Origin of the sequence: Leeuwenhoekiella blandensis MED217, assembly GCF_000152985.1 — a bacterium.
GTDB lineage: Bacteria > Bacteroidota > Bacteroidia > Flavobacteriales > Flavobacteriaceae > Leeuwenhoekiella > Leeuwenhoekiella blandensis.
This window is the reverse complement of the sequence record NZ_CH672395.1, coordinates 2,727,839-2,740,078: the sequence shown is the minus strand read 5'-3', so window position 1 is coordinate 2,740,078 and position 12,240 is coordinate 2,727,839. Positions and strand designations below refer to the sequence as shown.

Annotated in this window: 12 protein-coding genes; 5 read left to right on the top strand and 7 right to left on the bottom strand. The window is 41.2% G+C overall.

Translation table 11 applies throughout. The features are described from left to right. Positions 1 to 35: 35 nt before the first annotated feature. Positions 36 to 1,043, top strand: a complete 1,008-nt coding sequence (locus MED217_RS11790; RefSeq protein ID WP_009780756.1) for a 3-oxoacyl-ACP synthase III family protein — start codon at positions 36 to 38, stop codon at positions 1,041 to 1,043. 68 nt (positions 1,044 to 1,111) lie between these two features. Here MED217_RS11790 and MED217_RS11785 read toward each other — a convergent pair whose 3' ends face one another. From MED217_RS11785 to fahA, 3 genes are all read right to left on the bottom strand, one after another. Beyond that, complete coding sequence (locus MED217_RS11785; protein WP_009780755.1) at positions 1,112 to 2,116, bottom strand: acyl-CoA dehydrogenase family protein; 1,005 nt, start codon at positions 2,114 to 2,116, stop codon at positions 1,112 to 1,114. After that, on the bottom strand, positions 2,094 to 2,696 hold the full coding sequence (pnuC, locus tag MED217_RS11780; protein WP_009780754.1) for a nicotinamide riboside transporter PnuC: 603 nt from the start codon (positions 2,694 to 2,696) through the stop codon (positions 2,094 to 2,096). Before pnuC ends, MED217_RS11785 begins: the two co-directional genes overlap by 23 nt. Before the next feature lie 253 nt (positions 2,697 to 2,949). Further along, the gene (gene fahA, locus MED217_RS11775) at positions 2,950 to 4,242 is read right to left on the bottom strand and encodes a fumarylacetoacetase (RefSeq protein ID WP_009780753.1); all 1,293 of its coding nucleotides are present in this window, start codon (positions 4,240 to 4,242) and stop codon (positions 2,950 to 2,952) included. 109 nt (positions 4,243 to 4,351) lie between these two features. Here fahA and glyA point away from each other — a divergent pair, with 109 nt between their 5' ends. Both glyA and MED217_RS11765 read left to right on the top strand, forming a co-directional pair. Beyond that, positions 4,352 to 5,626 carry a serine hydroxymethyltransferase gene (gene glyA, locus MED217_RS11770; protein ID WP_009780752.1) on the top strand — a complete coding sequence of 425 codons (1,275 nt, stop codon included), beginning with the start codon at positions 4,352 to 4,354 and terminating at the stop codon, positions 5,624 to 5,626. 142 nt (positions 5,627 to 5,768) lie between these two features. Continuing rightward, on the top strand, positions 5,769 to 6,176 hold the full coding sequence (locus MED217_RS11765) for a response regulator (RefSeq protein WP_009780751.1): 408 nt from the start codon (positions 5,769 to 5,771) through the stop codon (positions 6,174 to 6,176). On the opposite strand, the gene MED217_RS11760 is transcribed toward MED217_RS11765, so the two are convergent. Then, positions 6,173 to 6,616: a hypothetical protein gene (locus MED217_RS11760; RefSeq protein WP_009780750.1), complete on the bottom strand. Its 444-nt coding sequence runs from the start codon at positions 6,614 to 6,616 to the stop codon at positions 6,173 to 6,175. The two genes, MED217_RS11765 and MED217_RS11760, sit on opposite strands and share 4 nt — an antisense overlap. 226 nt (positions 6,617 to 6,842) lie before the next feature. Here MED217_RS11760 and MED217_RS11755 point away from each other — a divergent pair, with 226 nt between their 5' ends. Continuing rightward, a complete protein-coding gene (locus MED217_RS11755; RefSeq protein ID WP_009780749.1) occupies positions 6,843 to 9,032 on the top strand; it encodes a M28 family metallopeptidase in 2,190 nt (729 codons plus the stop codon). Between the two features lie 35 nt (positions 9,033 to 9,067). Here MED217_RS11755 and MED217_RS11750 read toward each other — a convergent pair whose 3' ends face one another. Both MED217_RS11750 and MED217_RS11745 read right to left on the bottom strand, forming a co-directional pair. Next, a complete protein-coding gene (locus tag MED217_RS11750; RefSeq protein WP_009780748.1) occupies positions 9,068 to 9,667 on the bottom strand; it encodes an RDD family protein in 600 nt (199 codons plus the stop codon). Beyond that, a complete protein-coding gene (locus MED217_RS11745) occupies positions 9,668 to 10,627 on the bottom strand; it encodes an alpha/beta fold hydrolase (RefSeq protein WP_009780747.1) in 960 nt (319 codons plus the stop codon). Between the two features lie 165 nt (positions 10,628 to 10,792). Here MED217_RS11745 and MED217_RS11740 point away from each other — a divergent pair, with 165 nt between their 5' ends. Continuing rightward, the gene (locus MED217_RS11740; protein WP_009780746.1) at positions 10,793 to 11,713 is read left to right on the top strand and encodes a metallophosphoesterase family protein; all 921 of its coding nucleotides are present in this window, start codon (positions 10,793 to 10,795) and stop codon (positions 11,711 to 11,713) included. On the opposite strand, the gene MED217_RS11735 is transcribed toward MED217_RS11740, so the two are convergent. Next, on the bottom strand, positions 11,706 to 12,170 hold the full coding sequence (locus MED217_RS11735) for an Lrp/AsnC family transcriptional regulator (protein ID WP_009780745.1): 465 nt from the start codon (positions 12,168 to 12,170) through the stop codon (positions 11,706 to 11,708). The genes MED217_RS11740 and MED217_RS11735 overlap by 8 nt on opposite strands. Positions 12,171 to 12,240 lie beyond the last annotated feature (70 nt).

Here is a 12,240-nt window from a genome sequence, read left to right as displayed (position 1 = left end):
AACAGATTCTTAATTGAACTAGATTTTTATAAATTATGTATAATTCTCGAATTGCCGGAATGGGCGCTTACGTCCCAGAAAATGTAGTCACCAATGATGATCTATCGAAAATGATGGATACGAATGATGCGTGGATTCAAGAGCGTACCGGTATACAAGAACGCCGTCACATAAAAGATGGTGATGGCAACACCACAGCTGTGATGGGTGTTAAAGCGGCAAAGATCGCATTAGAACGTGCAAAAATGACGGCTCAGGATATTGATATGATCGTGTTTGCGACCCTGAGTCCAGATTATTATTTCCCGGGGTGTGGGGTGCAGGTACAAGAAATGCTGGAGATGCGCACGGTACCCGCGCTTGATGTACGTAACCAGTGTAGCGGCTTTGTTTATGCGCTTTCTACTGCCGACCAATTTATCAAAACCGGAATGTATAAAAACATCCTCGTGATAGGTTCTGAAAATCACAGTGGAGGTCTTGATATGACCACACGTGGGCGTAGTGTTTCTGTGATTTTTGGTGATGGGGCAGGAGCGGCTGTGTTAACCCGCGAGGAAGATAACGGCAAAGGTATTTTGTCTACCCATCTGCATAGTGAAGGAAAACATGCGCTAGAGTTGTCGCTAAAAGGACCCAGTACGATGGAGTGGGTGCCGGAGTTGATCGAGAAAGATCCACAGGAAGATATCCCGTATTATCCTTATATGAACGGACAGTTTGTGTTTAAAAATGCTGTAGTGCGTTTTGCTGAAGTCATTCAGGAAGGTTTGGCACAGAACAAACTCACCGCTGCAGATATCGATATGCTTATCCCGCATCAGGCGAATTTGCGTATCTCTCAGTTTGTACAAAAACAATTCAAGCTGAATGACGATATAGTGTATAACAACATTCAGAAATATGGAAATACTACTGCGGCTTCTATTCCTATCGCGTTAACCGAAGCCTGGGAGGAAGGTAAGATCAAAGAAGGTGATACAGTGGTTTTGGCAGCCTTTGGTAGCGGATTTACCTGGGCGAGTGCCATTATTAAATGGTAACAATTTTAAGAGTATACAAAACAAAAAAGGAACCCTGTTGGTTCCTTTTTTGTTTTGTATAATTGGGTTTAGCGGGTGAAAATATGATGTTGTGTAGCTGTAAAATAATCTCTAAAGATGAGATTAAGCGGATGTTGACTACTTGCGGCTTTGATTCCTAAACGGGGATGCAATTCAATTAAGAGCTGTGAAAGTCTTTTTACCGAAGCAGCTGCTGTCGTGTGTAATTCTTCAATCTGAACCGCTGTGAATACCGCATTATCAGCGGTTATCGTTTCAATTTGTTGCGCATAGTTAAACAGTTGGTTTGTGGCTTCGGTAGTAATTTTATGGGATTGTTCTAGTGTTTTTTGCTCTAGAAGTTTTGAAGCTTCCGCCAGATAATGTTGCGCCATCCCGATATAATTTACCCAAAGGGTGAGGTCTGCAAAGACCCTGAAGTTGATCTTAAAAATGTCTTGCGGTAAATAGAATTCATTGTAAACAAAACTAAAGTCCTGATGTACCAAATGATCAGTCACAGCAAAGGATTGGGTTGCTGTAGCTTGCAGTCCCATCGTATGCCAGTCGTCGATGATATGTACCGCCTCACGAGGTATTACAAAGGATTTAAAAACAGGTGAACCGTCTTCATTGAATGTTTCTTTTCCGTTTTCAATGATCTTTGCATTCAACGTAAAATGCGTAAGGTATGGCGCACCGGTAGCATATTTCCAGGTTCCGTTAAGACGGTAATGATCGCCTTCTTTGTGTGCAGTGCCAAAGAGTCCGCCGCTTCCTCCCAAAATAGGATTTGCTGAAGCCTTGAAGATCGTCGAAGCCGTTGTAGGAAGCAGATTCCCTATAAAATAATTGGCGCCGCTACAAAGCGTGACCGTCCATCCCAGACTGCCATCAATGCTGGCCAGTTGTTGTAGTGTCTTTAAACCTTCAGTAAGAGCTAATTCGAGTCCGTCATACGTTTTAGGCACCCAGATCTTCCAAAGTTGTTCTTCTGCTATTAATTTTAGGGTTTCCGCATCAAAAACCGATTTACCAAAATCCTGTTTATTAAGCTTCGCTAAGTTGCTCATAGCTTTCTTGTTTAATGAGTTTGCGCCATTTTAAATATCCCGAAGTACCTACGATAAAGAGAAACACGGTAAGACCGGCATAGATGTATAATTCTTTATAGATCAACAACGGGATCGAAATGATATTGCTGATGTTGAGGTATACCCAGTTTTCTATTTTACGTTTAGCCATCAACCACATTCCTGCCCAGGCAAATGCACTCACAACTGCATCCAGATACGGTACATCTGAGTCGGTATGCTGCGTAAGCCAATAGCTCATCAATATAAAACAGCCAAGAACAATACCGCCGGCTTTTAGGTGTTCGTTTTTTGTAGAATAGGCGATTGGAGCTTCTTGTTTTTCTTTACCAAATTTCCAGTACAGCCAGCCGTAAATGCTCATAGCGAGATAGTAGAGGTGTAGTAAAATATCTGCATAAAGCTTAGAATGATACAGCACCCAGATCCCGATAAGAATACCAATAATCCCAAAAATATAATTGTTGACATTGTTTTTGCGAGCGAGCAACACCTGTGTCACGCCAAAAGCGGTACCGATCCATTGCAGCCAGACAAAATTCATAAAAAACTCCTCCATTGTGATCAATTAAAATGTATGGAATGAGGAGATGAGCCCAACGGGCAGAAGCACACAAGTAGTGTAGTACAAAATCCCTACGCCGGTACTAACCGGATCAGGTGTGAGGTAAAGCCTCTGGGTATCATCTCAGCCTACAACAATTGGTGTAAGCACCCCATTTTCTGAAGACAAAGGTATTGTTCTAAAATTAAAAAACGCGCTAAATACGGTGAGATTTAGCGCGTTTTTCAATAAGAAGTATATTCTATTATTACTTTTTCTTGTGCTTGAATACCGGAAGAATCTTAGTAGAAACTTCTCCAAAACCTATTCGAGCAGCACCGCTTTTTTCACAATGCCCGCGTACGATCACGGTATCTTTATCTTCGATATATTTACGGTCACCGCCTTCGGTAAGTTTTACCGGTTTAGAACCCTTCCAGCTGAGTTCGAGCATCGAGCCGTAAGCGTCTGGTGTTGGACCGGAAATCGTTCCACTTCCCATCATATCACCACTGTTTACCGGACATCCATTAATGGTATGATGTGCCAATTGCTGACTCATATTCCAGTATAAGTACTTAAAGTTTGATTTAGAAACTACGGTCTCTTCTTTGTTTTCAGGTTTGATGCTTACTTCTAATTTGATGTCGAAGGTTTTCTTACCCGAGTAATTTAAATACGGAAGCAATTCTTTATCCGGTTTTGGACTTGTAGTTCTAAACGGCTCCAAAGCGTCTAAAGTGACGATCCAGGGAGAAACAGAAGATGCAAAGTTCTTTCCTAAAAAGGGTCCTAAAGGGGCATATTCCCAACGTTGAATATCTCGAGCACTCCAGTCATTGAACAAGACCAACCCAAAGATGTATTCTTCAGCCTGATCAGCAGGAATCGGTTGTCCCAATTCGTTAGCATCTGTGGTAATGAAGGCCATCTCCAATTCAAAGTCTAATTGGCGCGAAGGACCAAAAATAGGTTCGGTAGCTCCATTAGGCAACTTCTGACCTTGTGGTCTGTGTACCGGGATTCCCGAAGGAATTATAGAGCTGCTTCTCCCGTGATAAGCTACAGGCATATGCATCCAGTTGGGCATCAACTCGCTGTCCTTTCCACGGAAGAGTTTGCCCACGTTTGTTGCGTGTTCTTTACTACTGTAAAAATCGGTGTAATCTCCTACCTGTACCGGCAGTTGCATTTCGACCTCGTCTAGCGCAAAGATCACCGTATCGCGATGCTCTGCATTATCACGCAAGTCTGGATTGCTTTCTTCAAAAATATGAGAAATGCGGTTACGCACGGCGCGCCAGGTTTTGCGACCGTCTGCTATAAAATCATTAAGCGTATCCTGTAAAAAGATATCATCGGTGAGCGGTATTCCTTCAAAATAGCCAAGCTGATGTAACGCACCTAGATCGATGGCAAAATCTCCTATACGCGTACCAATGGTGATGATATCATCACGGGTAAGAAATACCCCAAAAGGAATATTTTGTATAGGAAAGTCGGTCTGGGCGGGAGTCTCCAGCCATGTTTTACGTTTGGGGTCGTTTGCTTTGGAAGGCATAAATTTTTAATAAAATGTTAGTAAATGCTCATTTCAAATATAGAATTAAAATAGTACCAACCAATTGGAATCACTACTTTTGCACCTAATTTAACAAACTTTATAAAGCATGCAACGGGATACTGAAATCTTTGATCTTATTCAGGAAGAAAAACAACGTCAACTTAATGGTTTAGAGTTAATTGCATCAGAGAACTTCGTCAGCGAGCAAGTGATGGAAGCTGCTGGCTCTGTACTTACCAATAAATACGCCGAAGGGTATCCCGGAAAGCGCTACTATGGAGGTTGTGAAGTGGTAGATGTGGTAGAGCAAATCGCCATCGACCGCGCTAAAGAACTTTTTGGTGCCGAGTACGCAAACGTACAGCCACACTCAGGATCGCAGGCAAATACTGCAGTTTTTCATGCAGTGATGAAGCCGGGCGAAACTTTTTTAGGTTTTGACCTTGCACATGGTGGTCACTTGACGCACGGTTCGCCTGTAAATTTTTCTGGTCGTTTATATAACCCTGTGTTTTATGGGGTAGATCAGGAAACCGGTTTATTGAACTATGATAAGATCGAAGAACTTGCGGTAAAAGAGCAGCCAAAAATGATCATCGCCGGTGCTTCAGCATATAGCCGTGAGATCGATTATAAGCGTTTCCGTGAGATCGCAGATAAAGTAGGAGCAATTTTATTATGCGATATGGCACATCCTGCTGGTTTGATCGCAAAAGGAATCATAGGTGATCCTGTACCACATTGTCATATTGTAACAACTACAACACATAAAACCTTAAGAGGACCACGTGGAGGTTTGATCTTGATGGGGAAAGATTTTGAAAATCCATTCGGAATCAAGCTGAAGAACGGAAACCTAAGAATGATGTCGTCTTTATTAGACAGCGGAATCTTCCCTGGAAATCAAGGTGGACCATTAGAGCACATCATCGCAGCAAAAGCGATCGCTTTTGGTGAAGCGCTTACTGATGACTTCTTACACTATATGGTTCAGGTTAAGAAAAATGCTGCGGTTATGGCGGCTGAATTTGTAGCTAAAGGTTATGATATCATTTCCGGCGGAACCGACAATCATATGATGTTGATCGACTTGAGAAATAAAGATATTTCCGGTAAAGATGCAGAAGAAGCATTAGGAAAAGCAGATATTACCGTTAATAAAAATATGGTACCGTTTGATACCCGTTCACCCTTTGTAACTTCAGGAATGCGTATTGGTGTTGCTGCCGTAACGACTCGTGGATTGGTAGAAGAGGATATGAAAAAAGTGGTTGAGCTTATCGATGCTGCAATTGTAAATTATCAAGATGATGAGAAGCTTGAAGAAATTGCAGGAGAGGTAAATAACATGATGGGACACAGACCTTTATTCAAGCATTAATATAACTTATTTACAAGTTACTTTGATGAAAACCGACCTAGATGGTCGGTTTTTTTGTTAAAAAAGAATCAGGATAGCGCAGGATGATTTTATTTCGCCGAGTGTTTTAATATAATTTATAGTCATCAAATTAGGGGTAACGATGTCTGCAAAAGTGATTTACATAATTGATGAAGATCGGGTGAACCGAGATCTCATTGAGCGTCTGATTAAGAACGAATATGGCCAAATCGTCATCAAACGTTTTGATTCTTGTGAAGCGGGATATAAGTACTTTTTAGGTGAGCAGCGCTTTACTATTAAGGAATATCCTGATACCATTCTGCTTTCAGGTAATTTATCTTCACACTGTATAGCAAGATTTCTCTCAGAGATCGAAACCTTTCAGCCGCAGATCGATAAGCGCACAGAGGTCTTTATGATGCTGGATCCTGGTTCCCTACAAAAGGCAGCTTTTGCAGATCATATTTTAGTTAAAGGTTATATTGAACGACCTATCAGACCTAATGCGCTTTTAAATATGGTTCAATCTTTATTGGCTACGGGTTAATGAATTTCGGTTACCGTGAACTTCTGTTCTCTAAAACTGATAACATCATCCTTTTGTGCGCCGGTAAGTAGTTCGCCAATAGGTGACGCGCTAGAGATACAGTACACATTGCCGGTTTCCAGTTTGAGTTCGCCATAAGGAATCCCGATAAGGTATTTTGCTTTGTCTGTGATGACCAAGCTTCCTTCGCCAATAATTGTATTGGGCGTCATACTGATGCGGTTTAAAAAATCCTTCTGTCTTTCTACTTGATCGATTTGCCCTTGCGTACGCTCCAGTTCCTGCTGAATCATTTCTACCCCCGTCTCATATTTATCTCCGGCGCTACTTTTGGTATCGCTGTCACGCGACTCGATAAGATTGGCTTTTGTTTCCTGCAATTGGTTGAGTTTTGCATTTAAGCGTAAGCGTAATTCTTGTATAAGTGCTTTCTTTTGCATCTAATTTTTTAGTTTTTAAGGCGGGCGAAATTAGTCTAAAACGATAAACAAAACGCATTATTTTTTCAAGGTACATCAAAATAAATTCTTGCCAATTTAATCAATTAACTCCTCAATATTTTTAGAATTCATAAAAGTGACCTGCTTAGGTTAGTGTATGAGAGTTGCCCCGGAGTTATTTCTTAACTTATGAGCATCAAGTCTAAACTAACACAAGGAATTATTTATGAAAAAACATTACGTTTTGTTGTTGCTCTATGCGTTTTCGTACACAGCAATAGCGCAAACTATTCAAGGATTTTCTCCTGAAAGCGCACAAGATCAGTTGGCTTTAGAAGCGCAATTTGACGCTAAGCTGAAAAAAGAAAATCTTGACGATTGGATGCAGTTTATGGCTGCAGAACCCCATTATGTTGGTACCGAATATGGTAAAAAGAATGCCGAATGGATGAAAAAACAGTTTGAATCCTGGGGGTACGATGCTGAGATTGATGAGTATCAGGTGTTGTTTCCGTATCCCAAGCTTCGACTTTTAGAGCTTACGGAACCTACTACATTCAAAGCCGCTTTAGCACCAGAGCCTATTGCCGAAGATAAATACACCCAGCAGGGCGAAGCCCTATTGCCCAGTTACAATGCCTTTTCTACAGATGGTGATGTGACTGCAGAGCTGGTATTTGTGAACTATGGCGTCCCTAAGGATTATGAAGAACTAGAAAAATTGGGTATTGACGTTAAGGGGAAGATAGTCATTGCGAAGTATTACGGTTCGTGGCGCGGTATCAAACCAAAGCTCGCCGCCGAAAAAGGAGCGATAGGTTGTATCATTTATTCTGACCCCGCAGATGATGGTTATGTGCAAGGTGATGTGTATCCCGAAGGTGCTTTTAAGCCCGAAACCGGCGTACAACGCGGGAGTGTGATGGATATGCCTTTATACCCGGGAGACGTATTAACACCGGGTTATGGAGCGACCAAAAATGCCAAGCGTCTCCACCGTAAAGATGCTCCTACCATAACCAAAATCCCGGTATTGCCTATTTCGTATGCCGATGCAAAACCCTTTCTGGAAGCCTTAGAAGGTCCGGTTGCGCCCGCTTCATGGCGAGGAGGTTTACCGGTGACGTATCATATAGGTCCGGGACCGGCAAAAGTGCATTTAAAATTAGCGTTTGATTGGCAGTTGCAGCCGGCGTATAATGTTATTGCAAAACTTAAAGGAGCTACGTATCCAGACGAGTGGGTGATGCGTGGGAATCATCACGATGCTTGGGTTCACGGTGCCTCAGACCCTGTAAGCGGAATGGTGGCCTTGATGGAAGAAGCTCGTGCTGTAGGAGAATTGGCAAAAGCCGGAAAGAAGCCAAAACGTACGATCGTGTATTGTGCGTGGGATGCTGAGGAACCTGGCTTGATCGGTTCTACCGAATGGGTAGAGGATCATCAGGACCTACTTAAAGAAAAAGCTGTGGTATATATCAATACCGATGGAAACGGTCGCGGATTTTTAGGAGTAGGCGGCTCGCATACGCTGGAAACCATGGTTAAGGAAATCGCCGGCGACATCAAAGATCCGCAAACGGGAGTTTCACTTGTAGAACGTCGCGCTGCGGCCGCTAAAGTTTCTGGACGTGACAGTTCTTTTGGACTTTCAGCCTTAGGCTCAGGATCAGATTATACGCCGTTTATTCAGCATACCGGGATCCCTTCATTAAACCTTGGTTTTGGTGGTGAAAGTTCGGGTGGAGAATACCATACGATTTTTGACAGTTACACGCATTATACGCGCTTTAAAGATCCCGGTTTTGAATACGGAGTGACTTTAGCAAAAACTGCCGGCCATATTACCCTGCGGATGGCAAATGCCGATATTTTACCCTTTGAATTGAATGCGTGGTATAAAACGGTTTCAGAATATATGGATGAGGTTATTGAAACCACCAATTCCATGCGTAAGCAAGCTGAAAAGCAACAGCAACTGGTTGCCGAAAAAGCCTATGTGCTCGCCGCAGATCCTAAAGATAATTTGAAGGCTCCCGAAGCAGAAAGCGATGTGCCTTACCTTGACTTCTCACCCTTGCAAAATGCTTTAGCTTCAGTAAAAGTAAGCGTTCAGGAATTTTCAAAAACCGATTTTACCAGCTTAAGTGCATCAAAACAGAAAATGGTAAATGCTAAGCTGAAAGATCTTGAAAAAGCTTTATTAAGCGACAGCGGATTGCCTAGACGTCCTTGGTTCAAACATCAAATTTACGCTCCGGGATTCTATACAGGTTATGGCGTAAAAACCTTACCCGGCGTGCGCGAAGCGATCGAACAAAAGAATTTTAAAGAGGCTCAAGAGCAAATTGAAAAGCTGGCAAAGACCTTTACTACCTTTAAGAGTAAACTTGACGAACTCGTAAAAATGGGATAAAACACTTCAAATAAACGTGTAATGGACCTCAGTTTTTAGCTGGGGTCTTTTATTACCTTAGTGTTAGAAAAACGATCGTGAAAGCCGTTTTTAGTAATTAAAAAAGAAATACGATCAAAAGGAATCAACCTGCATAGTGTGCGTAATGCAATAGTGCCTGCTCCAGGCTTTTTACCATCTTTGGTCACTACTCTGGTATTTGTAACATATTTACCTACGGTTTTCTGAAAAAAGAATTCTGCAATGCCGTGATATAGCAAAAAGATAAGGATCACCATTCCGTAACCTATGAATAAAAGGAAATCACTATTTGAGGTCACAAAAACCGAATCTAGGGATAAACTGCCTATGAGTACCAACAATACAAACACGATAAAGTCGATTAAAAAATTCACAAACCGCATCCAGGTTGTGGTTACATAATCCTGAATTTCTTGAACTGCAGTATTTTCTTGAGCTACTTTTTTAACTAGATGCGCCATACGCATTTTGTCAATTCCACGGCGTTCGATTTCGGCTTCTGCAGCTTTAACGGTATGCGGTTCATAGTGATGTACCTGAACCGTAATGATTTTTACCAGTTCTTCATCAGAACTTTGTTTAAGATTGATTTGTGGGTTTTGATCTGAACTCATTTAATTGCTTAAAAAGGTCTTCAAAGGTGCAATAAATTTTTCAAAACGCTCAATGTGCGGCAGGTGACCGGTGTTGGGAATTTCAACCAATTGACTGTTAGGGATTTTCTGTTGTGTAGTTTTCCCTAATTTGTCATACAGCCCCATCGTTTTGCGTACTTCGTCACTTACCAGATTCTTACCTAGCGCAGTACGATCTCGCGTGCCGATGATGAGTAAGGTGGGAACACTAACTTTTTCAAACTCATAAACGACCGGTTGGGTAAACACCATTTCGTAGGTAAGCGCTGCATTCCAAGCGATGGTTTCATAATCAGAATTAAGCGTCCAGCCTGCTAAAAGATTTACCCATTCATCATAAGAAGGATCCCAATTCCCGTCGTAATAACTTTCTAGTTGATAGTTTTTTATGGAGGAATAACTCTTTTTAAGTTCGTTTTTATACCACCATTCAACCGGTTTGTAAGGTACTTTCAACTTCCAATCTTCGAGACCAATAGGATTTTCTAAGATCAATTTTTCGGTTGTTTCAGGGAACATCAAAGCAAATCGGGTGGCGAGCATTCCGCCCATCGAATGTCCTAAGACTGCTGTTTTTTCAACACCAATACTGTCTAAAACAGCTTTGGTATTCAATGCTAATTGCTGAAACGTATATTGAAAATAATCGGGCTTAGCCGATTTTCCAAATCCTATTTGATCGGGGACGATCACACGAAAACCTTCTGCGGTCAAGGCTTCAATTGTGGTTCTCCAATACGCACCGTTAAAGTTTTTACCGTGTAATAGCACGATGTTTTTCCCGTTGTAGTTCTTCGGTTTGACATCCATAAAAGCCATTTCGAGCGTTTGGTTTTGAGCGTGTACCTCAATAGAAGTCACTTCATAAGGATACTCATAATTTGCCAGTTGAAGGTCTAGCAATTCTAATTGATCTTCTTGAGCTTGAAGAAAAAACATACCGAAACAACAAAGTAGGGAAAGCATCAATTCTTTCAAAATAGCGTATTTTAAAGGTTATATTCAAGTTTACTAAATCTGCTACCGCCACTCAACTCTTTAATAAATCTTTAAACTATAACGGGAGAGTTTTTATCTATTAGATTAAATCTAAATTTGTGATCTATGAAACAAGCCAGCATAAGTCGACGCAGTTCTCTCAAACTTTTTGCCCTTAGCGGAACCACAGTACTCGCTATGCCAAGCGTACTTTGGAGTGCTAAGAACGTTGTAAAACCCTTGCGTTTTGGGATCATTACAGATTCGCATTATGCAGATCGTGAACCGGCAGGAACGCGTTTTTACCGCGATGCTTTACCAAAAATGAAAGAAGCAATTGAAGCTTTAAATGAAGGACAACTGGATTTTTTAATTCATTTGGGAGATTTTAAAGATCAAGGGGCAGAAGCAAATCAGCAAGAGACTTTAAAGTATTTGCAGGAAATCGAGACTGTTTTTCAAACTTATAATGGTGATGGCTATCACGCATTGGGGAATCACGATGTAGACAGCATACGTAAAACCGACTTCTTAAATACTATCAAAAATACAGGACAGAAGCAGGCCAAAAGTTATTATTCATTTGAAACTTCAGCGTTTGTTTGTGTTGTGCTGGATGCAAATTATGATGCAGAAGGAACTGATCATTTTTATGCTGAAGGTGCCGACTGGGAAGACGCAAACATACCGCAGGAAGAGTTACGTTGGTTTAAGCAGACTTTGAGCCAAGCGCAAAAGCCTGTTTTAGTTTTTTGTCATCATCCGCTTTATCCCTTTTATAAAGAAGGTTCAAAGTTTCATGTTACCAATCATCAAGAAGTGCAGGAGGTTATGGAAGCTTCTCAAAAAGTGGTCGCATGTTTTCACGGACACGTACACAAGGAAGAGTTCAAAACGATAAAGGGAATTCACTACATCACCCAATTGGGAATGGTAGACTATGAGGGACTCGAGAACAATAGCTTTAGTATCGTAGAACTCGACGAAGCTCATTTAAAAATACAAGGCTTTAAACGGGCGTCAGATTATAAAACGCCGCTTAAATAGCGATGGTCGTAGTGTTGTAAATTTCTTTAAGCACAAAATAGCTTTCCAAAACGCCAATATTTTGAATTTTTGAGAGTTTGGTACGCACAAACTCGTGATATTCCTCTAGACTTTCTAAGTGGATTTTTAAGAAGAAATCTACTTTACCTGCCATATGATAACATTCTTGAACTTCTACCAACTCTTTGATCTGACGCTCAAAAGTGTCAATAAATCCTTCATTGTGATAGCGCAGCGAGACCATACAGATCGCGGTCACAGGTCTATTGAGCATTTTCTTGTCAAGCAAGGCTACATAGTTTTTAATATAGCCTTTTTGTTCTAAGCGTCGTACACGCTCATATACCGGAGAAGCTGTAAGGTGCAATTGCTCTGCAATTTCTTTGGTAGTCTTTTTAGCATTCTCTTGTAGAATTCTTAAAATTTTCAGGTCGGTTTCATCAAGTTTTTCGGTCATGACAGATAAAATTACTGAACGAATAATAATATATAGATCGTATCAGATAAAAATAGGTTTAAAGTTTGTT

What these genes read in the sequence shown, in the direction of transcription:
- MED217_RS11750 (WP_009780748.1), bottom strand. Translation starts at nt 9,667, where the DNA reads ATGAGTTCAGATCAAAACCCACAAATCAATCTTAAACAAAGTTCTGAT.
- glyA (WP_009780752.1), top strand. Translation starts at nt 4,352, where the DNA reads ATGCAACGGGATACTGAAATCTTTGATCTTATTCAGGAAGAAAAACAA.
- MED217_RS11745 (WP_009780747.1), bottom strand. Translation starts at nt 10,627, where the DNA reads ATGTTTTTTCTTCAAGCTCAAGAAGATCAATTAGAATTGCTAGACCTT.
- MED217_RS11755 (WP_009780749.1), top strand. Translation starts at nt 6,843, where the DNA reads ATGAAAAAACATTACGTTTTGTTGTTGCTCTATGCGTTTTCGTACACA.
- MED217_RS11785 (WP_009780755.1), bottom strand. Translation starts at nt 2,116, where the DNA reads ATGAGCAACTTAGCGAAGCTTAATAAACAGGATTTTGGTAAATCGGTT.
- MED217_RS11735 (WP_009780745.1), bottom strand. Translation starts at nt 12,170, where the DNA reads ATGACCGAAAAACTTGATGAAACCGACCTGAAAATTTTAAGAATTCTA.
- MED217_RS11740 (WP_009780746.1), top strand. Translation starts at nt 10,793, where the DNA reads ATGAAACAAGCCAGCATAAGTCGACGCAGTTCTCTCAAACTTTTTGCC.
- pnuC (WP_009780754.1), bottom strand. Translation starts at nt 2,696, where the DNA reads ATGGAGGAGTTTTTTATGAATTTTGTCTGGCTGCAATGGATCGGTACC.
- MED217_RS11760 (WP_009780750.1), bottom strand. Translation starts at nt 6,616, where the DNA reads ATGCAAAAGAAAGCACTTATACAAGAATTACGCTTACGCTTAAATGCA.
- fahA (WP_009780753.1), bottom strand. Translation starts at nt 4,242, where the DNA reads ATGCCTTCCAAAGCAAACGACCCCAAACGTAAAACATGGCTGGAGACT.
- MED217_RS11765 (WP_009780751.1), top strand. Translation starts at nt 5,769, where the DNA reads ATGTCTGCAAAAGTGATTTACATAATTGATGAAGATCGGGTGAACCGA.
- MED217_RS11790 (WP_009780756.1), top strand. Translation starts at nt 36, where the DNA reads ATGTATAATTCTCGAATTGCCGGAATGGGCGCTTACGTCCCAGAAAAT.